Raw genomic sequence first — 21,784 nt, 5'->3', positions numbered from 1 at the left:
CCACTGATTATTTTTTTACGCGGGTAAAGCTGTTTTTTGGGTGTAGCGTTACAGGCCCCTTGGCAGTGTCACGGCGATGACGCCTGCCACCTGTAAAGATCATGCAGGGCAACGAAAAAACCGCTGATCGCTCAGCGGCTCTTGCGTTACAGGTGTTATTGCTTGCCTTGCTTGTCCATCAGAGCGGCGAGCATGTCGCACTCGTCCGGTGTCAGGTCGGTCAATGGCGCGCGGACCGGGCCTGCGTCGTAGCCGGCGATCTTCGCGCCCGCCTTGACGATGCTCACGGCATAACCGGCTTTGCGGTTGCGGATTTCCAGGTAAGGCAGGAAGAAATCGTCGATGTACTTGCCGACGGCCTCGTGATCGTCGCGGGCAATGGCGTGGTAGAAGTCCATCGCCAGTTTCGGTACGAAGTTGAACACCGCCGACGAGTAGACCGGCACGCCCAGCGCTTTGTAGGCCGCAGCGTAGACTTCGGCGGTAGGCAGACCGCCCAGATAAGAGAAGCGATCACCCAGACGGCGACGGATCGACACCATCAGTTCGATATCACCCAGACCATCCTTGTAGCCGATCAGGTTCGGGCAGCGCTCGGCCAGTTGCTCCAGCAGGGTCGGGGTCAGGCGGCAGACGTTGCGGTTGTAGACCACCACACCAATCTTGACCGATTTGCAGACCGCTTCAACGTGCGCGGCAACACCGTCCTGGCTGGCTTCGGTCAGGTAGTGCGGCAGCAGCAGCAAGCCTTTGGCGCCCAGACGCTCGGCTTCCTGAGCGTATTCGATGGCCTGGCGGGTGGCACCGCCTACACCGGCGAGGATTGGCACGCTGGTGGCGCAGGTGTCGACGGCAGTCTTGATGATTTCGGAGTATTCGCTGGCCGCCAGGGAGAAGAACTCACCTGTACCGCCCGCAGCGAACAGAGCGCTTGCACCGTAAGGCGCCAGCCACTCAAGGCGTTTGATATAGCCAGCGCGATGAAAATCGCCCTGTGCGTTGAAATCGGTAACCGGGAAGGACAGCAGACCGGAAGAGAGGATGGACTTCAGTTCTTGTGGATTCATTATTCGAACACCCTGGAGACATAATTGTTAGAAGATCACCGGGCCAGTGCCGATGTCGTAGGTCATCGTACAACTGATAATAAAATCACTCAACAGGGATTTTCGGGTTTTTTCGGAGAGGCATGAATTCTGCTCATCCACGTTGCGTGGGTATGCCGTGAGCCCGCCTTCGCGAGCAAGCTCGCTCCCACGGGGACGTGTGTGCTCTGATCTCAACTATCGTGCGACGCTCCGCGTCGGCATGCCGTTCTGGACGCTCTGCGTCCATCCGATCCTCACGCCCGCTGCGATTCGGCTTCTTCGTGGGCGTGGCGCAGGCGTTCGCGGCTATTGGTCAGGTGCAGGCGCATGGCGGCGCGGGCGGCGTCGGAGTCCTGGCGGGCGATGGCGTCGAAGATTTCTTCGTGCTCACGGCTCAGCCGGTCCATGTAATGCTGCTGATCATCATGGGCCAGACGCGCAGAATTCAAGCGCGTGCGCGGAATGATGCTGGTCCCCAAGTGGGTCATGATGTCCGTGAAATAGCGGTTACCGGTCGACAGCGCGATTTGCAGGTGAAACTGGAAGTCCGAGGCCACCGCATCGGTCGCGTGGGCGGCGCTTTCATTGAGCGCGTCCAGCGCGGCGCGCATGGCTGCCAGTTGCTCATCGCTGCGACGTTGAGCGGCAAGCCCTGCCGACTCCACTTCCAGACTGATGCGCAGCTCCAGAATCGCCAGCACATCACGCAGGGTGACGATGGTCGCCGGATCGATGCGAAAGCCACTAGGGCTCGGCGTGTCCAGAACGAAGGTGCCGATGCCGTGCCGGGTCTCGACCAGACCGGACGCTTGCAGACGCGAGATCGCCTCGCGCACCACCGTCCGGCTGACGCCCTGCTCTTCCATGATCGCGGATTCAGTGGGCAGTTTATCGCCGCGCTTGAGCTGGCCACTGCGAATACGCTCGGACAGCTCGGTCACCAGCTCCTGCGCGAGGCTGCGGTGTTTTCTGCGGGCACGAGGCAGAGCGCTTTGATTTTCCATCCAACATCGATCTCTGGACTGCTAAACAAGGGCTAATCATAGCTCAGCGGTTGTATGATCACACCCTCAAAAAGCGCCAACCTCCGGACAGGACCGACCTCAAACAGGCTCGGAAGCCGATTGTTCGATCAAGGTGCGCCCCTCAACGCGTACATGCCGACCATGAAAACGCTTCAGGCTGCTGCGATGCCCGACACTGAGCAGGCCGATCCCGGGCAGGCCGTCGATGATTGCACGATGCATCGCCGTCTCGTCCTCTTCATCCATGGCCGAAGTCGCCTCATCCAGATACAGCCAGCGCGGTGCAATCAGCAGCGCGCGGGCAAATGCTACGCGCTGCTGCTCACCGGGCGACAAAAAGCGTTGCCAGTGATTGCTTTCATCCAGACGCGGCACCAGATGCTCAAGACGGCACTGCATCAGCACGTCGGCAAAACGCTCGGCCGGATAGTGATCGGCAGGCTGTGGATAACTCATCGCTTCGCGCAGGGTGCCGATAGGCAGATAAGGCCGTTGCGGCAGAAACAGTGCAGGACCAGCCGGTAGTTGAATCGTACCTGCGCCTTCTGTCCACAAGCCGCCCAGCGCCCTGAGCAAAGAGCTTTTGCCACTGCCCGACGGACCACTGAGCATGACCCGCTCGCCTGCGCCGATGCGCAGGTTGGCATCGTTCAACAACTGTCGCCCCTCGCCGATGCTCAGCCCAAGATCACGAAGAACCAGCGCATCCGCACCGGAAACCGTCTTGATGGCCGGCTGTTGCGCCTCGAGATCGGTCATGGCCTGGCGGAAACTCAGCAGACGATCCGACGTGGCACGCCATGACGCCAACGTGCTGTAGGCGCTGATGAACCAGCTGAAGTTCTCCTGCACGTTGCCGCACGCCGAGTTGATCTGCATCAGATCGCCCAGCTCGATCTTGCCTGCGAAATACCGGGGCGCGGCGACAATGAAAGGAAAGATCAGCGCGATCTGCGCATAGCCGGACGTGAAGAAGGTCAGGCGCTTCTGGACTTTCATGGAGGTCCGGAAGTTATTCCAGATCATCGTGAAGCGCCCGCTCAGACGTTGATTTTCATTCTTTTCGCCCTCGGACAAAGCAATGCTTTCGGCGTTTTCCCGCACGCGCACCAGAGCAAAACGCAGGTCTGCCTCGTAGCGTTCCTGTTGATTGTTCAACGGGATCAGGCGCTTGCCGATCCAGTGCGTCAGCAAGCTGCCCACCAACGCATAGAGCATGGCCGCCCAGAACATATAACCGTTAACAGTGATGCCAAACAGCTCGATGCTGCCCGATACGCCCCAGAGAATGACCGAAAATGAAACCAGGCTGACCACGGCGCTCATCAACCCCAACCCGAGGCTGAGGGTGCTGGTGGTGAATTCATTGAGGTCTTCGGACAGGCGCTGGTCGGGGTTATCGGTGTAACCGCCCTGCTCCAGATGGTAGTAATTCTTGTGCTCGAGCCAGCGGGCGAAGTGCTGCTCGGTCAGCCAGCGACGCCAGCGAATGGTCAGCATCTGGTTCAGGTACAGGCGGTAGACGGCGGCCAGGATAGCGATGGCGGCAATCCCGCTGAAGTACAGGATCAGGTGAGTGAACGCCGCCAGATCCTTGTTCTGCAGCGAATTGTAGAAGTCCCGATACCAACTGTTGAACAGGACTGATATCTGCACACTGAACAGTGACAAGGCGATCACTGCGATCAGCAAAGCCCAGGCAGACTTCTTTTCCTCACTGCGCCAATACGGCGCTATCAGCTTCCAGACACGGGGGAAAAAGGCCCCTTTTACCGTATCGTTGACGACCGAATATTCAGCATTGCGATTCATGTGGTTCAGGCTCGCTCTCTATGGAACTACGATGCCTGAGCACAATGAAGCAAAAAAACGCCTACGCGATCACTATGAAAAAACCTTCATCAGCGCCGAACGGGGCGCTTCTGCAATTTGCGCTGCAGGGTTCGGCGGTGCATGCCAAGCGCCCGCGCCGTCGCTGAAATGTTGCCTTCGTGCTCGGCCAGCACACGCTGGATGTGCTCCCATTGCAGGCGGTCGACCGACATCGGATTCTCGGGCACCAGCGTGTCGAGGTTGGCGCGCTCGGACAGCAGCGCAGCCAGTACGTCGTCGGCGTCGGCGGGCTTGCACAGGTAATTGCAGGCGCCGCGTTTGATGGCTTCGACCGCCGTGGCAATGCTCGAATAACCGGTGAGAATCACCACGCGCATGTCCGGGTCCATTTCCAGCAGTTTGGGCAGCAGAACCAGGCCGGAATCGCCGTCCATTTTCAGGTCCAGCGCGGCGTATTCAGGAATGTCCTGCTGCGCCAGCAACAGCCCCTCCTCGGCCGACCCGGCCGTGCTGACGCGAAATCCGCGCCGACTCATGGCGCGCGCCATCACGCGGGTAAACGTTGCATCGTCATCGACCAGCAACAGATGCGGCAGCTCTTCGCCTTCGACCTGATTTTCATCACTCATGCTTCTTCTCCTCGCGCGTCACGGGGCAGGCGCAGCTCGGTGAGCGTACCGCCTTCTTCATGACTGTAGAGTTTTACCGAGCCACCCGCACGGGTGACACTGGCTTTGCTCAGGAACAGACCCAGGCCGAAACCTTTGCCCTTGGTAGTAAAGAACGGTTTGCCGATCTGCTCGGCAATCGCCAGCGGCACACCCGCGCCGTGGTCGCGAATGCTGATGCAGACTTCTGCGCTGTCCCAGTCCAGATTGACTTCCAGACCGTCGGGGCAGGCATCGGCGGCGTTGTTGAGCAGATTGAGCAGCGCCTGGGTCAAGTCCGGCGGCGGGGCCAGCATGGGCACCTCGCCCTTGCCCAACTGATAGAAGCGGTAACTCACCTCCGGGCGCATCAAATGCCAGCGATTAAGCGATTCGTCCAGCCATCGCGTGGCAGTCTGCTGTTCCACGGCCATGCGCCGATTGGCTTCGGCGGCGCGCACCAGTTGCTGGAGGGTCTGTTTGCACTGCTTGACCTGCTCCTGCAACACCGCCAGGTCGTCCTGCAACGCGGGGTCGTTATGGTCCTGACGCATTTCCTTGAGCAGCACGCTCATGGTCGCCAACGGAGTGCCCAGTTCGTGGGCAGCGCCTGCGGCCTGGGTCGCGACGGCGAGCAACTGCTGATCACGCAAACCCTCTTCGCGCCGCTCGGCCCGTAACTGTTCCTGACGACGCAGCTCTTCGGCCATCTTCGCCGCAAAAAAAGTGATAACCCCCGCCGCCAGCGCAAAGCTCAGCCACATGCCGTAGACCTGCATGTTTTCCCGCGCGATGGCGTCGGTTTCCAGTGGGTAGGAACGAACCATCAGCATGGTGTACATCGTCAGCGCGAAGCCGGACAGGATCAGCGAGTACCGCCAGGGCAGCGTGGCGGCGGCGATGGTCAGAGGCACCAGATAATAGGAAACGAACGGGTTGGCCGAGCCGCCCGAGTAGTACAGCAAGGCGCTGTGAATCAACAGGTCGAGGGCCAGTTGCAGCGCGTACTCGAACTCGGTCAGCGGCAGGGAGGTGCGCAGGCGGATGACGGTCAGCCCGCACAGCACCAGCGAACAGCCCAGGGTGATCGACAGTTGCAGCCACGGCAACGGCAGAAAATCGAACAGCCACGCAATCCCGACCGAACCTGCCTGCGCGGCCAGCACCAGAATGCGGATGAATGTCAGGCGCCACAGGTTTTGCCGTGTGGCTGAAAGCATTTGAACGGGGGCGAGCATGAGCTCTCCTGATGAGTGCTCCAGGTGGACCGCGACGAGTATAACCAAGCGGGAGGCAAAACTGGAAAAGTGCGTCATCGCACCACACGCCAGAGTGTCTGGTCATCGCAGAAACCCGCGTATAAGGCTAAAGTCTCAAGGCTTTGCACCATCCGGCAATCGTTGGATGGACGTTTGATAACAAGGAGCTCCCATGTTCAATCTCCGCCCCGCTGCCGCGTTCGTCGCGCTGGCCGCTGCTCTGTCCAGCCTGCCGGCTCTGGCTGAAGAAGCCCGTTATAATCAGATTTCCCTGCGTGCCGAGGTCAATCAGGAAGTCCAGCGTGACCTGATGCTCGTGACGCTGTACACCGAAGCGCAGGACAGCGACCCGGCAAAACTGGCGGCGCAGATCACTGAAACCCTGAACAAAGCGCTGGGCCAGGCGCGCCAGGTCAAGGACGTGAAAATCCGTCAGGGCAGCCGCAACAGTTACCCGGTCTACGACGACAAGGGCCAGAAAATCACCGGCTGGCGCGAGCGTGCCGAACTGCGTCTGGAAAGCGCCGACTTCGCGGCCCTGTCAAAGCTTACCGGGGAGATGCTGACGGACCTGAAAATGGGCGGCATGGACTTCTCTATTTCGCCATCGACCCGCAAAACCAGCGAAGACGCCCTGCTCAAGGATGCCGTGACGGCGTTCAAGGCTCGCGCGCAACTGGTCACCGAAGCGCTGGGCGGCACGGGCTACAAGCTGGTCAACCTGAACCTCAATACCTCCGGCTACCCGCAGCCTTACCTGCGCGCGCCGGCCATGATGATGGCGAAATCCTTGCGTGACGAAGCGGCACCAACCCCGGATGTCGAAGCCGGCACCAGCCAGGTCAGCGTCGCGGCCGATGGCGTGATTGAAGTCGCGATGCCTTGATTCACCCGGCGGCAGTTTCGACTGCCGCCACTTTCCATCACCTGCGAACCACTTCCCACACCCATACTCTTGATACCCCTCTGCGCCTCGGCAATCTCCTACGTTTGCCGGCGTGTCGTCTGATTGGCGACAGCCTCCCCGCCCGCGAAACTACGCACTCATTTCACAGACCACCGCCCTGACCGAGCGATACGGCAGCGCGTCTTTACCCCAAAGGATTCAAGGATGAACCACCCGGAGAGCACTTCCGAACGCTTTGCTGTTGCCGACAATCCGGATACGGACATAAACAGCGAACCACTTCCCGCGCCATTGGCGTTTGAAGCCGGGAAAGGCGACGAACACAAGCATACTCATGGCGCTATCGAGGCAGTTCTCGAGTCTGCAGGTTTCAGACCCGACGAGATACGCGCGATCTATTTCGGCAACTGGCTGCGCGACTATTCGCAACTGCTCGACCCGAAGATCGTCCGGGCGACGACCATGCCGAAAAGCTTTCCTGACCTGCTGTCCCGCGAGGCCTTGACCCGCATCGTAGACGTGCTGGCGGTGAAGGAATTCACCGATCTGATGCAGACCGACCGCTCGCGCTTTGTCGTGACAGCGGAGCGACTCGGCGTCTATCGGCCTGCTGAACACATCGATAACCCCAAGGCCATCAACCCCAAACCGGCCAGCCCCAAAGAGCGCGACGCCGATTTCGATGACTGGGTACTGCCCGAAGACCCGGTTTTACAGGTCGATCATGAGACCTCGATGAAACGCAACATTCAGCGTTCGGTGGACATCATGACCGCAGGTCTGGAGTCAGCCGTAAAGGCTGGCCCACACTCCACTGACGGTCTCCGGGACATGGGAGCGGCGCTGCATATTCTCGAGGACTTCTTCGCCCACTCCAACTTCGCAGAACTGAGCCTGATCAAGCTCGGCCACACCCGTGTGCTGCCCTGGACCTCCAAGGCCAACTGCAAGCACCAATGGCCACTGGTGACCGGCACGTTCGGCGGCAGCGATATCATCGCCAGCCTCGCAGAGCCGCTGGGCAACATTCTGTTCTCGCCAGACAACAAGCCGTTCGAGGCGTTCAAGGCAGGCGAACGTTATGAGCGCGACCAGATTCTCCTGATCATCCTCGGCGAGCACCCGGATCAGCGTCTGCTTGCGGGCTACGAGGCGTTCCTCGAAGCACGCGACCAATGGGCCAGCCTGCCGTTCTCCGAACAGGTCGAAAAGTTCTACGCATTCATCGGTACGCCGGGGCGATTGCTTGGCAATGCGTTTGGTATCGCCATGCAAAGTCTGGCCGTCTGGCTGGGCAACAGCGTCGACGATCTGCAAACCCTGCTCGACGAAGACCCCAATACCAGCGGCTCGACCGACCCGTCACATTCGCAGCTGGCCAAGGATCACGCGCAACATCCCTTGCATGTGCTCGCTGCAATCCTTGCCAGAAAAGCAGTGCTTCAAGTGGGTCAGGCTCTTCTGGGCCAATGGCAAGGTACAGAAGGTATCGAGCATCCGGCCCGCGTTGCCGCACGGTTTTTCAGTCACCCAATGGACTGTGACTGGCAGGACGCCGTCGTCCGTGAATGGGCCGAGGCAAATCCGGCGCAAATCGAACGGGCCGCACTCAAGAGCGAGCTGGATCGATACCAGTCCGACTTGCAGAGCAACGCAAAGCAAGACTTGCAGAGTTTCAGTCAGGACAGCAGCAACTTTCTGAACATTTTTTTCGAAAGCACCTCGTTAGCGGACTTGTGGAAGAGAATGACCGGTAAGTAAGCGTGTTGTCCGACCCCGACCAAGTACGGCACTATCCGCTGGCTATCTGATTATCGATATTCATGCACGGTGACTGCCGTACCACGCGAGGGATCCATGGGACACACACTTTTCAAACCGCTGCTCTTGACTGGCACACTGCTGGCCTGCGCACCAATGGCCCAGGCGGCGAGCACTCTGGTGTATTGCTCCGAAGCCAGCCCGGCCGGTTTCGACCCGAGTCAGTACACCAGCGGCACTGACTTCGATGCCTCGGCCGAGACTGTCTTCAACCGCCTGACCCAGTTCAAGCGCGGCGGAACCGAAGTAGAGCCCGGGCTGGCTACCCGCTGGGATGTGTCACCTGACGGATTGACGTACACGTTTCACCTGCGCGATGGCGTGAAATTCCATACCACGGATTATTTCACGCCGACCCGCACCTTCAACGCCGACGATGTGCTGTTCACTTTCAATCGCCTGCTCGATGCCAATCACCCGTTCCGCAAGGCCTACCCGTCGGAGTCGCCGTACTTCACCGACATGGGCCTGAACACGACGATCAAGAGCGTCGAGAAAGTCGATCCGCAGACCGTGCGCTTTACGCTGAACAACATTGATGCGGCGTTCGTACAAAACCTGGCCATGAGCTTTGCGTCCATTCAATCCGCCGAATACGCAGACCAACTGCTCAAGGAAGGCAAAGCGGAAGAGCTGAACCAGAAGCCGATCGGCACCGGGCCTTCCGTGTTCAAGCGTTACCAGAAGGACTCGCAGATCCGCTACGTCGGCAACACCGACTACTGGAAGCCCGAGGATGTGAAGATCGACAACCTGATCTTCTCGATCAGCAGCGATGCCGCCGTGCGCATGCAGAAGCTCAAGGCCGGTGAGTGCCAGGTCAGCGGTTATCCACGTCCGCAGGACATCGAAGAGATGAAAAAGGATCCTAAGCTCAAGGTCCTGAGTCAGCCAGGCTTCAACCTGGGTTTTCTGGCCTACAACGTGACCCACGCGCCGCTTGATCAACTCAAGGTTCGTCAGGCGCTGGACATGGCCATCGACAAGCCGGCCATCATCAAGGCGGTCTACCAGAGTGCAGGCCAGTTGGCCGAAAACGCCCTGCCGCCTGGCCAGTGGAGCTACGACCCGACGATCAAGGATGCGCCACACGATGTGACCAAGGCCAGACAACTGCTCAAGGAAGCTGGTGTGGCACCGGGGACGAAGATCGATCTGTGGGCCATGACCGTTCAGCGCGCCTCCAATCCCAATGCGCGCATGTCTGCGCAGATGATTCAGTCCGACTGGGAGAAGATCGGGATCAAGGCCAACATCGTCAGCTATGAATGGGGCGAGTACATCAAGCGCGCCAAGGCCGGCGAGCATGACGCAATGATCTACGGCTGGACCGGTGACAATGGTGACCCCGACAACTGGCTCGGTGTGCTCTATAGCTGCGCAGCCGTCAAGGGCAGCAACTACGCCAAATGGTGCGACCCCGCCTACGACAAGCTGGTGCAGCAGGCCAAGATCACGACCAACCGCGATGAACGCATCAAGCTCTATCAGCAAGCCCAGCACATTCTCAAGCAACAAGTGCCGATCACCCCGATTGCCAATTCACGGGTGTTTCAGCCTATGCGTCAGGAAGTGCAGGACTTCAAGATCAGTCCTTTCGGTCTGACGCCCTTCTACGGTGTCAGCCTGGGAACAGCAAAGTAACAACATGGCTCCAACCGGGTGCATTTTTCTCACCCGGTTGCGCCTGAATGGTGCGCGAACGGATTCAAAATGCACCGCGCAAACGATCAACCGCCCAGAAAATTACACTTTCGCGACATTCTTGTACGATCGTGCCACTCTTTGTCGCTTCTTTGACGTCATTGCCTTGCTTTGGGTATGGCCCCTGCATAAGTATCGGACGGATCGGCTCACGAGGTCGTTCCCTCTAATCAAAAATGACAACAACTGAGGCAACCATGCTCAAACACGCGGTCATTCCGTTTCTGGTCGGCGCCAGCTTGCTCGCCAGCGCACCTTTCGCCCACGCAGCATCGAACCTGGTGTTCTGCTCCGAGGGCAGCCCTGCCGGCTTCGATCCGGGTCAATACACCACAGGTACTGACTTCGATGCCGCGGCAGAGACCATTTTCAATCGTTTGAGCCAGTTCGAACGCGGCGGCACCGCCGTAGTGCCAGGCTTGGCAACCAGCTGGGATATCTCGCCAGACGGCCTGAACTACACGTTCCATCTGCGTGAGGGTGTGAAATTCCACACCACGCCTTATTTCAAGCCGACCCGCGAATTCAACGCCGACGACGTGCTGTTCACGTTCAATCGCATGATTGACAAGGACATGCCGTACCGCAAAGCGTATCCGACCGAATTCCCGTACTTCACCGATATGGCGATGGACACCAATATCAAGAAGATCGAGAAAATCGACGATCACACCGTCAGGTTCGTTCTTGGCACCGTCGACGCCGCGTTCATCCAGAACATGGCTATGAGCTTCGCTTCGATCCAGTCCGCAGAATACGCCGCCAAGCTGCTCAAGGAAGGCAAGCCGGAACTGATCAACCAGCAGCCGATCGGTACGGGTCCGTTCGTATTCAAGAGCTACCAGAAAGATTCCAACATCCGCTACACCGGCAATAAGGATTACTGGAAACTTGAAGACGTCAAGATCGACAACCTGATCTTCGCCATCACCACCGACGCATCGGTGGGCATGCAGAAGCTCAAGAAGAACGAATGCCAGGTCACCGCTTACCCGCGCCCTGCCGATCTCGAACCCCTCAAGGCTGACAAGAATCTGAAGATGCCTGATCAGGCAGGCTTCAACCTGGGTTACATCGCCTACAACACCATGGACAAGATCAAGGGCAGCGACGAGCCTAACCCGCTGGCCATCAAGGAAGTTCGTCAGGCGCTGGACATGTCGGTCAACAAGCAAGGCATCATCGATGCCGTGTATCAGGGCGCAGGCCAGCTGGCCGTCAACGCCATGCCGCCCACCCAATGGTCCTACGACACAACCATCAAGGATGCGCCGTTCGACGTCGAGAAAGCCAAGGCCTTGCTGAAAAAGGCAGGCGTCAAGGAAGGCACTGAAATCACCCTGTGGGCGATGCCGGTACAGCGTCCTTACAACCCCAACGCCAAGTTGATGGCCGAAATGCTCCAGTCCGACTGGAAGAAAATCGGTCTCAACGTCAAGATCGTTAGCTATGAATGGGGCGAATACATCAAGCGCGCCAAAAATGGTGAAAACGGCGCGATGCTGATTGGCTGGAGCGGCGACAATGGTGACCCGGACAACTGGCTCGGCACCCTGTTTGGCTGCGACGCGCTGAACGGCAACAACTTTGCCAAGTGGTGCGACAAGCCTTTCGACACGTTGATCCATCAGGCCAAGGAAACATCTGATCAGGCCAAGCGCACCGAACTGTACAAACAGGCGCAACACCTGCTGAAAGACGCAGTGCCGATGACCCCTATCGCGCACTCGACTGTCTATCAACCCATGCGTACCAGCGTTCAGGATTTCAAGATCAGCCCGTTTGGCTTGAACTCCTTTTACGGTGTGAGCGTGACCGGGAAGTAATAGCGGCGGTTTGCTGCGCCGTTCACCCGGCGCAGTGTCCCGCCATACCTGAACATGCAGCCCGTGCAGTCAGCTGGAAACGTGTCGTCAGCGACGCGCTTTCACTGTCACCGCGCTTTTTCCTACGAGCTTTGCAGCCTTCAAGCCTATATACCGCGCGCCGCTATCGACTTAACGTCGAAATGTTGTGGCAACAGGCAGGAAGCGGTCGCCGCATGGCGCTGGTAAATCGCGAAGCACCGGGCGTGCCTGTGGGCCTTGTAGACATTCGAGCCTTGGCTCGTCCTTTTAAGGATAGGGATCATCATGCGTAAAACTCTTGCGATGACGTCGTGCATGGGGCTGTTTGCCTTGGCTCCGCTGGCCCAGGCGAATAACCTGGTGTTCTGCTCGGAAGCGAGCCCGGCGGGCTTTGACAGCGCGCAATACACCTCGGCCACCGACAACGATGCATCAGAACCGATCTACAACCGCCTGACCGAGTTCAAGCAGGGGGACACCTCGGTGGTTCCGGGTCTGGCGACTTCGTGGGATGTTTCGTCGGACGGTCTGGTCTACACCTTTCATTTGCGCGAAGGCGTCAAGTTCCATAGCAACAAGGACTTCAAACCCAGTCGCGACTTCAACGCCGACGACGTGCTGTTCACGTTCAACCGCATGCTCAAACCTGATCACCCTTTTCGCGTCGCTTACCCGACCGAGTTTCCGTATTTCACCGGAATGGGCCTGAACAAGAAGATCAAGTCCGTCGAGAAAACCGATCCGCTGACCGTGGCCTTCACCCTAAATACGGTTGACGCCGCGTTCATTCAAAATATCGCGATGAACTTCGCCGGTATTCTGTCCGCCGAGTACGCGGAACAGCTGATGGCCAAAGGTGATGTCAGAAACATCAATCAACAGCCGATCGGCACGGGGCCTTTCGTGTTCCAGCGCTATCAGAAGGACTCGCAGATTCGCTACAAGGGCAACAAGGAATACTGGGACCCGAGCCGGGTGAAGATCGATCAACTGATCTTCGCCATCAACACCGACGCTTCGGTGCGCATGCAAAAACTCAAGGCCAACGAGTGCCAGGTGTCGCTCAACCCGCGCCCGGCGGACCTCGCCAAGCTCAAGGAAGACAAAAGCCTGCAGGTTATCGAGAAGCCGGGCTTCAACCTCGGTTACATCTCCTACAACGTGCGTCATGAACCGCTTGGCAACCTTCAGGTACGTCAGGCGCTGGACATGGCGGTCAACAAGAAAGCCATCATCGGCGCGGTCTACCAGGGCGCGGGGCAACTGGCGGTCAATGCCATGCCGCCGACCCAATGGTCCTACGATGACAGCATCAAGGATGCGCCCTACAACCCGGAAAAAGCCAGAGAGCTGTTGCGTGCTGCCGGAGTCAAGGAAGGCACTGAACTGAACCTGTGGGCCATGCCGGTCCAGCGGCCTTATAACCCCAATGCCAGGCTGATGGCCGAAATGCTCCAGTCCGACTGGGCCAAGGTCGGCATCAAGGTCAACATCGTCAGTTATGAATGGGGTGAATACCTCAAGCGCACCAAGAACGGCGAGCACGATATCTCGCTGATCGGCTGGACCGGCGACAATGGCGACCCGGACAACTGGCTCGGCACCCTGTACAGCTGTGCCGCCATTGGCGGTAACAACTATTCGATGTGGTGCGACGAGAAATACGACCAGTTGATCAAAGCCGCCGTCGCCACTACCGATCGCGAGCAGCGCACCGATCTGTACAAACAGGCACAACGCTACCTCAAGGAACAGGTACCGATTACGCCGATTGCCCACTCGACCGTCAATCAGCCGCTGCGTACCGAGGTCAAGGACTTCCATGTCAGCCCCTTCGGCCGCAACAACTTTTCGGGCGTGAGCATCGTCGATTGATTCCCGCCCAGGCTTGTCCTCGCCGTCTTGTGTACGGCGCAAGACAGCCGTTGCGCATTGATACTTGTAACAATGCAGGGCCTCAGGCCCTGCACCACCAAAAGCCAGACTTTAAAAAACTGGCATTTATAAAAGTGATAAAGGGAGCTGCACATCGTGAAAACAACAAGCACTGCATTATTGGCCTTATCTCTCTCGTCATTTGGCGCGATGGTTCAGGCAGCGCCAGCCAGCCAGACCTTCGTGCCGACCGAGCTGAGCTCCAAGAACGCACAGGCCGACGCCAATGGCTTTTTTGAAGATCAACTTCTGACCGGCACAACCCGCAACTGGTACGCCAACGAACTGCGACGTCGCGACAGCACGTTCAGCTATAACGACGACGGCGTCAGAAAGCAGACCCCGCGCCGCATCAACTGGCAGCAGGGCACCATCATCAACTACAGCTCGGGCTTCACCCAGGGTGTAGTCGGCTTCTCCACCGAACTGGCGCTGTACAACGCCATTGCGCTGGACCGCGACACTGATGACTTTGCGGGTAATTCCAACCGTACTCTGGCCGACCGTGACGGCGATGCCGTCGGTCAGTGGAGCAAAATGGGTCTGGGCAACGTCAAGGCACGTGTTTCCAACACCGTGCTGACCATGGGTCGCCAGTCGGTGAACACCCCGGTCATCGCCTTCATCGGCAACCGCGCACTGCCTTCCAGCTTCCAGGGTGTGGCCGTCCAGAGCGACGAGTTCAACAACCTGTCCCTCCAGGCCGGCAGCTTCGACCGCGTATCGCCACGTATGGAACAGAGCCAGGACAAGTTCCGCTCCGAGTACGGTGATCGCAGCCAGACCGCCGACCGCCTGGACATGTTCGGTGGTGACTACAAGCCGACTGACAGCCTGACCGCCAGTTTCTATGCGTCGAACCTGGAAGACTTCTGGCACCAGTACTACTTCGCGTTCACCCACGAACTGGGCGACAGCAAAGTATTCGCGCTGAGCACTAACCTGAACTACTACAAAACGAAAGATGCCGGTCAAAGCAAACTGGGCGCAATCGACAACGATACCTACAGCCTGTCCTTCACCGGTACGCACAACGCGCACAGCGTCAGCCTTGCCTACCAGGAAGTGAACGGTAACGAGTATTTCGACTACGCCCACGACACCAACGCCATCTTCCTGGCCAACTCCCTGCTCTCGGACTTCAACGGCCCGAACGAGAAATCCCTGCAGATTGCTTACGTGCTTAACATGGCCGAATACGGCGTGCCAGGCCTGAAGTTCAACATCTACCAGGCCCGCGGCTGGGACATCGACGGTACTCACTACAAAGGCACCGGCTACACCGACGTGCTGGCGATGGACGGCGAAACCCACTACGAGTACGGCATTGGTTCGTCTTACTCGGTACAGTCCGGTCCGCTCAAAGCCACCGCTATTCGCGCCACTTACACCACGCACCGCGCCAGCGAGAATCAGGCTGATGGCAACATCAACGAATTCCGTCTGGTAACGACGGTCCCGTTCAACATTCTTTGATTCGCTGAAAACCGCTCTGGCGCAAGGCAACAGCCTTGCGCCAGAGCACCACCATCGGCGTCAACTCTATGGAGGGTTCACATTGAAACTGTTATCGCTAAGCAACTCGATCGCCCTGGCCCTGCTCAGCGTCGCGGTCAGTGTTTCGGCAAAACCGCTGGTGGTCTGCACCGAAGCCAGCCCTGAAGGCTTCGACATGGTGCAGTACACGACTGCGGTAACGGCCGATGCCGTGGCTGAAACCATGTTCAACCGCCTGGCGGACTTCAAACCCGGCACCACTGAAGTGATTCCGGCACTGGCTGAATCCTGGGAAATCAGCGACGACGGCCTGACCTACATCTTCCATCTGCGCAAAGGCGTCAAGTTTCACACCACCGATTACTTCACGCCGACCCGCGACATGAACGCCGACGATGTGCTCTGGAGTTTTCAGCGTCAGCTGGACCCGAAGCACCCGTGGCACGACAAGTCGAGCGTCGGCTTCCCCTACTTTGAAAGCATGGGCTTCAAAGAGCTGCTGAAAAGCGTCGAAAAAACCGACGACTACACAGTCAAATTCACCCTGACCCGTCGCGAAGCACCGTTCCTGGCAGACATGGCCATGGCCTTCGCTTCGATCTACCCGGCCGAATACGCTGACCAGTTGCTGAAAGCCAACAAGACTGGCGACCTCAACAGCAAGCCCATCGGCACCGGCCCGTTTATCTTCCAGCGCTATGCCAAAGATGCACAGGTTCGCTTCAAGGCCAACCCTGATTACTTCCGTGGCAAGCCGCCGTCCGAAGCACTGATTCTGGCCATCGCCACTGACAACAACGTGCGCCTGCAAAAGCTCAAGGCCAACGAATGCCAGATCGCGCTGTACCCCAAGCCAGACGATATCCCCAGCATCAAGAAAGACCCGAATCTGAAGGTTGATGAACTGGAGGCAATGACGACCGGTTATATTGCGATCAACACTACGCACAAGTACTTGAGCGACGTGAGGGTGCGCAAAGCCATTGACATGACGTTCGACAAGAATGCCTATGTCAACGCGGTATTCGGCAAAGGCAATGCACTGGTAGCGGTCAACCCGTATCCGCCGACTTTGCTGGGTTACAACAACAGCCTCAAGAATCCACCGATTGACCTCGACAAGGCACGCGCCTTGCTGAAGGAAGCGGGCGTACCCGAGGGCACTGTTTTCACCCTCTATACCCGCAACGGCGGCGGCCCGACCAATCCCAACCCGATGCTCGGTGCGCAAATGATGCAGTCCGACCTGGCTAAAATCGGCATCAAGATCGACATTCGCGTCATGGAATGGGGTGAAATGCTCAAACGCGCCAAGAATGGCGAACATGACATGGTGTCTGCTGGCTGGGCAGGCGACAATGGCGACCCTGACAACTTCCTGACCCCGATGCTCAGCTGTGAAGCGGCGAAAAACGGCGAGAACTACGCCCGCTGGTGCAATGCCGATTTCCAGAAGCTTATCGATCAGGCTCGTGAAACAGTGAACCCGCAGGAGCGCGCCGCGCTCTATGAGCAGGCCCAGGCAATATTCAACAAGGATCAGCCGTGGATCAGCATGGCTCACACCAGAATGTTCACGGCCATGCGCAACAACGTTGAGGGCTATCAAATAAGCCCGCTCACCACTAACAACTTCGCCACTACCAAGGTGAAGTAGAAAAATAATCCGGCGAGCTCTACCCGAGACTCGCCGGAGCACGCCTAACCGGCTGATGAGGTACACACCAAGATGTTTAGTTTTATCGCCCGCCGAGTGGGGTTGCTGATACCCACTTTCTTCGGCATCACCTTATTGACCTTCGCCCTGATTCGTCTGATTCCGGGCGACCCGGTCGAAGTCATGATGGGTGAGCGCCGGGTCGATCCGGAAATGCACGCTCAGGCCATGGAACGTCTGGGTCTGAACAAGCCACTCTATGCCCAGTACATCGACTACATCGGCAAGCTCGCCCAAGGCGACCTCGGTGAATCGCTGCGTACGCGCACCAGTGTCTGGAGCGAGTTCACCTCGCTGTTCCCGGCAACCCTCGAGTTGTCGCTGGCAGCACTGATTTTCGCGGGCATCCTCGGCCTGCTGGCTGGCGTGATCGCCGCCCGCAAGCGAGGGTCCCTGTTCGACCATGGGGTCATGGGCATTTCCCTGGCCGGTTACTCCATGCCGATTTTCTGGTGGGGCCTGATCCTCATCATGTTTTTCTCGGTGACCCTGGGCTGGACCCCGGTGTCCGGGCGGATCGACCTGCTGTACGACATTCCGCCAGTAACGGGCTTCATGCTGATCGACACGCTGCTCAGCGACGAGCAAGGCGCGTTTCTCGATGCCCTGCATCACCTGATTCTGCCGGCCATCGTGCTGGGCACCATCCCTTTGGCGGTGATCGCCCGGATGACCCGCTCCTCGATGCTTGAAGTGCTGCGTGAAGACTACGTGCGTACGGCTCGGGCCAAAGGCCTTTCGCCGGCACGTGTGGTATTCGTTCACGGCCTGCGTAACGCGTTGATTCCGGTGCTGACCGTGTTCGGTCTGCAGATCGGTACGCTGCTGGCCGGTGCGGTTCTGACCGAAACGATCTTCTCCTGGCCCGGCATTGGCAAGTGGCTGATCGAAGCCATTGGCGCGCGGGACTACCCGGTCGTACAAAACGGCATTCTGCTGATCGCCTGTCTGGTGATCCTGGTCAATTTCGTGGTGGATATCCTCTACGGCTTTGCCAACCCACGCATCCGTCATCAGCGCTGAGATTATCGATATGAGCACCCCTACTCCTGCGGTAGCAGTCGATCAAAGCCTGCTTTACCCATCCCCGTACAAAGAATTCTGGCAAGCGTTCTCGAAAAACAAAGGCGCGGTTGCCGGCCTGCTGTTCATGATTCTGATTGTGTTCTGCGCCCTGTTCGCCCCTTGGATTGCACCGCATGACCCGAGCGAGCAATACCGCGATTTCCTGCTGACGCCTCCGGTATGGCTCGAAGGCGGTCAATGGCAGTTCATCCTCGGCACCGACGAACTGGGGCGCGATCTGCTGTCGCGCCTGATTCAGGGTTCGCGCCTGTCGCTGCTGATCGGTCTGGCCTCGGTGGTCATGTCCTTGATCCCCGGCATTTTTCTCGGGCTGCTGGCGGGCTTCTTCCCGCGCATACTCGGCCCTTCGGTCATGCGCCTGATGGACATCATGCTGGCCCTGCCCTCGTTGCTGCTGGCGGTCGCCATCGTGGCAATTCTCGGCCCTGGCCTGATCAACACAGTGATCGCCATCGCCATTGTGTCGCTGCCGTCTTATGTCCGCCTGACCCGTGCTGCGGTAATGGGCGAACTGAACCGCGACTACGTGACCGCTGCACGTCTGGCCGGTGCAACCCTGCCGCGCCTGATGTTCATCACCGTGCTACCGAACTGCATGGCGCCGTTGATCGTTCAGGCAACCCTGAGCTTCTCGTCGGCGATTCTCGACGCCGCAGCATTGGGCTTCCTGGGTCTTGGCGTACAACCGCCGACGCCTGAGTGGGGCACCATGCTCGCCTCGGCTCGCGACTATATCGAACGTGCCTGGTGGGTCGTGAGCCTGCCCGGTCTGACCATTTTGCTCAGCGTGCTGGCAATCAACCTGATGGGCGACGGTCTGCGCGATGCGCTGGACCCGAAACTCAAGAACGCCGCCTGAGGAGATTCGCATGTCACTTCTTGAAATCAAGAATCTCAACGTCCGCTTCGGCGACGCCACGGCCGTACCTGTTGTGGACGGCCTGTCCCTGAGCGTAGACAGAGGTGAAGTACTGGCTATCGTGGGTGAATCGGGTTCCGGCAAGTCAGTGACCATGATGGCGCTGATGGGGCTGATCGATTCCCCTGGCATCATCAACGCCGACGCACTCAATTTCGACGGCAATGATCTGCTCAAGCTCAACTCCCGGCAGCGTCGCCGCATCATCGGCAAAGACCTGGCGATGGTGTTCCAGGACCCGATGACCGCTCTGAACCCGAGCTACACCGTGGGTTTCCAGATCGAGGAGGTGCTGCGTCAGCACCTGAACATGTCCGGCAAGGCTGCACATCAGCGGGCGCTGGAGCTGCTGGAAAAAGTCGAAATCCCGGGCGCCGCTGCGCGCCTGAATGCCTACCCGCACCAACTGTCGGGCGGCATGAGCCAACGTGTGGCGATTGCCATGGCCATCGCTGGCGAGCCAAAGCTGTTGATCGCCGACGAGCCGACCACCGCACTGGACGTGACCATTCAGGCGCAGATCATGGACCTGTTGCTGAGCCTGCAGAAAGAGCAGGACATGGCGCTGGTGCTGATCACTCACGACCTGGCCGTAGTCGCCGAAACAGCGCAGCGCGTCTGCGTGATGTACGCCGGTCAGGCAGTCGAAGTGGGTCAGGTGCCCGGTCTGTTCGACGTGCCTGCCCACCCGTACAGCGAAGCCCTGCTAGCCGCCATTCCCGAGCACAGCATGGGCGCCGAACGCCTCGCCACGCTGCCTGGCATGGTGCCGGGCCGCTATGACCGTCCGCAGGGCTGCCTGCTGTCGCCGCGCTGCCCGTACGTGCGTGACAACTGCCGGACCCAGCGTCCGGACCTGGCTCCCAAGGCGCATAGCCTGGCGCGTTGCTTCTATCCCTTGAATCAGGAGGTGGCGTAATGAGCGTCGTACTTACCGCCCGCGACCTTACCCGTCACTACGAAGTCTCGCGCGGCCTGTTCAAAGGCTCGGCGCTGGTGCGCGCGCTTAACGGCGTGTCTTTCGAACTGGAAGCCGGCAAGACCCTGGCCGTGGTCGGCGAATCCGGCTGTGGAAAATCGACCCTTGCCCGCGCCCTGACGCTGATCGAAGAGCCGTCCTCCGGCTCGCTGAAAATCGCCGGCCAGGAAGTGACAGGAGCCAGCAAGTCCGAGCACAAGCAGTTGCGCAAAGACGTGCAGATGGTTTTCCAGAGCCCTTACGCCTCGCTCAACCCGCGTCAGAAAGTCGGTGATCAGCTCGGCGAGCCATTGCTGATCAATACCAGGCTGTCAGCAGCGGAACGTCGTGAAAAAGTGCAGGCGATGATGGCCCAGGTCGGCTTGCGCCCCGAGCACTATCAGCGCTACCCGCACATGTTTTCCGGTGGTCAGCGTCAGCGTATCGCCCTGGCACGGGCGATGATGCTGCAACCTAAAGTGCTGGTGGCGGATGAACCGACTTCGGCGCTGGACGTGTCGATTCAGGCTCAGGTGCTGAACCTGTTCATGGACCTGCAGAAGGAATTCAACACAGCTTATGTGTTCATCTCCCACAACCTGTCGGTGGTGCGTCATGTCGCCGATACGGTATTGGTGATGTATCTGGGCCGCCCGGCGGAAATGGGTCCCAAAGACGAGATTTACAACCGCCCGCTGCACCCGTATACGCAGGCGCTGCTGTCAGCGACCCCGACCATTCACCCGGACCCGCTCAAGCCGAAGATCAAGATCGTCGGCGAGTTGCCCAACCCGCTCAACCCGCCAACCGGCTGCGCCTTCCACAAGCGCTGCCCCTACGCGACCGAGCGCTGCGCAACCGACGTACCGGAACTGAGGCTGGTGGATAATCGCCAAGTGGCTTGCCACTACGCGGAGCAGTTTGTGGCGGCGTAGGCGTAGAGTTGAGATTATCGTTTCTCCCGCTCCAGTGGGAGCGGACTTGTCCGCGAAGACGGTCGCTCAAACGACGCATTCCGAAGTCAAGACCGGACGCAGAGCGTCCGGAACGGCATGCCGACGCGGAGCGTCGCACGATAGTTGAGATTGTCGTTCCTCTCGCTCCAGTGGGAGCGGACTTGTCCGCGAAGACGGTCGTTCAAACGACGCATTCCGAAGTCAAGACCGGACGCAGAGCGTCCGGAACGGCATGCCGACGCGGAGCGTCGCACGATAGTTGAGATTGTCGTTCCTCTCGCTCCAGTGGGAGCGGACTTGTCCGCGAAGACGGTCGTTCAAACGACGCATTCCGAAGTCAAGACCGGACGCAGAGCGTCCGAAACGGCATGCCGACGCGGAGCTTCGCACGATAGTTGAGGTGGTCGTTCCTCCCGCTCCAGTGGGAGCGGACTTGTCCGCGAAGACGGTCGTTCAAACGACGCATTCCGAAGTCAAGACCGGACGCAGAGCGTCCAGAACGGCATGCCGACGCGGAGCGTCGCACGATAGTTGACGTTATCGTTCCTCTCGCTCCAGTGGGAGCGGACTTGTCCGCGAAGACGG

16 protein-coding genes are annotated in these 21,784 nt (G+C 58.9%); 11 read left to right on the top strand and 5 right to left on the bottom strand.

The window, feature by feature from the left end; all coding sequences use genetic code 11:
- Positions 1–155 precede the first annotated feature (155 nt).
- The 5 genes from kdgD to BLT55_RS25925 all read right to left on the bottom strand — a co-directional run bounded on the left by kdgD (position 156) and on the right by BLT55_RS25925 (position 5,831).
- Positions 156–1,067 carry a 5-dehydro-4-deoxyglucarate dehydratase gene (kdgD, locus tag BLT55_RS25950; RefSeq protein WP_005620479.1) on the bottom strand — a complete coding sequence of 304 codons (912 nt, stop codon included), beginning with the start codon at positions 1,065–1,067 and terminating at the stop codon, positions 156–158.
- A 275-nt stretch (positions 1,068–1,342) separates the two neighbouring features.
- Entirely contained in the window at positions 1,343–2,092 is a 750-nt protein-coding gene (locus tag BLT55_RS25945) for a FadR/GntR family transcriptional regulator (RefSeq protein ID WP_007249099.1), read from the bottom strand.
- A 99-nt stretch (positions 2,093–2,191) separates the two neighbouring features.
- Positions 2,192–3,925, bottom strand: a complete 1,734-nt coding sequence (locus BLT55_RS25940) for an ABC transporter ATP-binding protein/permease (protein ID WP_055001540.1) — start codon at positions 3,923–3,925, stop codon at positions 2,192–2,194.
- 89 nt (positions 3,926–4,014) lie between these two features.
- Positions 4,015–4,575 carry a response regulator transcription factor gene (locus tag BLT55_RS25930; RefSeq protein WP_055001539.1) on the bottom strand — a complete coding sequence of 187 codons (561 nt, stop codon included), beginning with the start codon at positions 4,573–4,575 and terminating at the stop codon, positions 4,015–4,017.
- The gene (locus BLT55_RS25925) at positions 4,572–5,831 is read right to left on the bottom strand and encodes an ATP-binding protein (RefSeq protein WP_055001538.1); all 1,260 of its coding nucleotides are present in this window, start codon (positions 5,829–5,831) and stop codon (positions 4,572–4,574) included. The genes BLT55_RS25930 and BLT55_RS25925 overlap by 4 nt, the downstream gene beginning before the upstream one ends.
- A gap of 193 nt (positions 5,832–6,024) precedes the next feature.
- On the opposite strand from BLT55_RS25925, the gene BLT55_RS25920 reads away from it, so the two are divergent.
- The 11 genes from BLT55_RS25920 to BLT55_RS25870 all read left to right on the top strand — a co-directional run bounded on the left by BLT55_RS25920 (position 6,025) and on the right by BLT55_RS25870 (position 21,178).
- Complete coding sequence (locus BLT55_RS25920) at positions 6,025–6,738, top strand: SIMPL domain-containing protein (RefSeq protein WP_055001537.1); 714 nt, start codon at positions 6,025–6,027, stop codon at positions 6,736–6,738.
- 225 nt (positions 6,739–6,963) lie between these two features.
- Positions 6,964–8,520 (top strand): HET-C-related protein, encoded by a 1,557-nt coding sequence (locus BLT55_RS25915; RefSeq protein WP_055001536.1) that lies wholly within the window; start codon positions 6,964–6,966, stop codon positions 8,518–8,520.
- Between the two features lie 96 nt (positions 8,521–8,616).
- Complete coding sequence (locus BLT55_RS25910) at positions 8,617–10,224, top strand: ABC transporter substrate-binding protein (RefSeq protein ID WP_055001535.1); 1,608 nt, start codon at positions 8,617–8,619, stop codon at positions 10,222–10,224.
- A gap of 257 nt (positions 10,225–10,481) precedes the next feature.
- A complete protein-coding gene (locus tag BLT55_RS25905; protein WP_055001534.1) occupies positions 10,482–12,110 on the top strand; it encodes an ABC transporter substrate-binding protein in 1,629 nt (542 codons plus the stop codon).
- A gap of 306 nt (positions 12,111–12,416) precedes the next feature.
- Positions 12,417–14,006, top strand: a complete 1,590-nt coding sequence (locus BLT55_RS25900; protein WP_055001533.1) for an ABC transporter substrate-binding protein — start codon at positions 12,417–12,419, stop codon at positions 14,004–14,006.
- A 156-nt stretch (positions 14,007–14,162) separates the two neighbouring features.
- Positions 14,163–15,542: an OprD family porin gene (locus BLT55_RS25895; RefSeq protein WP_055001532.1), complete on the top strand. Its 1,380-nt coding sequence runs from the start codon at positions 14,163–14,165 to the stop codon at positions 15,540–15,542.
- 82 nt (positions 15,543–15,624) lie between these two features.
- Positions 15,625–17,220 (top strand): ABC transporter substrate-binding protein, encoded by a 1,596-nt coding sequence (locus BLT55_RS25890; protein ID WP_055001531.1) that lies wholly within the window; start codon positions 15,625–15,627, stop codon positions 17,218–17,220.
- A 72-nt stretch (positions 17,221–17,292) separates the two neighbouring features.
- A complete protein-coding gene (locus BLT55_RS25885; RefSeq protein WP_055001530.1) occupies positions 17,293–18,303 on the top strand; it encodes an ABC transporter permease subunit in 1,011 nt (336 codons plus the stop codon).
- A 10-nt stretch (positions 18,304–18,313) separates the two neighbouring features.
- Complete coding sequence (locus tag BLT55_RS25880; protein WP_055001529.1) at positions 18,314–19,225, top strand: ABC transporter permease subunit; 912 nt, start codon at positions 18,314–18,316, stop codon at positions 19,223–19,225.
- A 10-nt stretch (positions 19,226–19,235) separates the two neighbouring features.
- Complete coding sequence (locus BLT55_RS25875; RefSeq protein ID WP_055001528.1) at positions 19,236–20,204, top strand: ABC transporter ATP-binding protein; 969 nt, start codon at positions 19,236–19,238, stop codon at positions 20,202–20,204.
- Positions 20,204–21,178 (top strand): peptide ABC transporter ATP-binding protein, encoded by a 975-nt coding sequence (locus BLT55_RS25870; protein ID WP_055001527.1) that lies wholly within the window; start codon positions 20,204–20,206, stop codon positions 21,176–21,178. Before BLT55_RS25875 ends, BLT55_RS25870 begins: the two co-directional genes overlap by 1 nt.
- Positions 21,179–21,784: the final 606 nt, after the last annotated feature.

This window comes from Pseudomonas cannabina (assembly GCF_900100365.1).
GTDB lineage: Bacteria > Pseudomonadota > Gammaproteobacteria > Pseudomonadales > Pseudomonadaceae > Aquipseudomonas > Aquipseudomonas cannabina.
The sequence above is the reverse complement of the archived record's forward strand: the minus strand, read 5'-3'. Positions and strand labels throughout refer to the sequence as shown.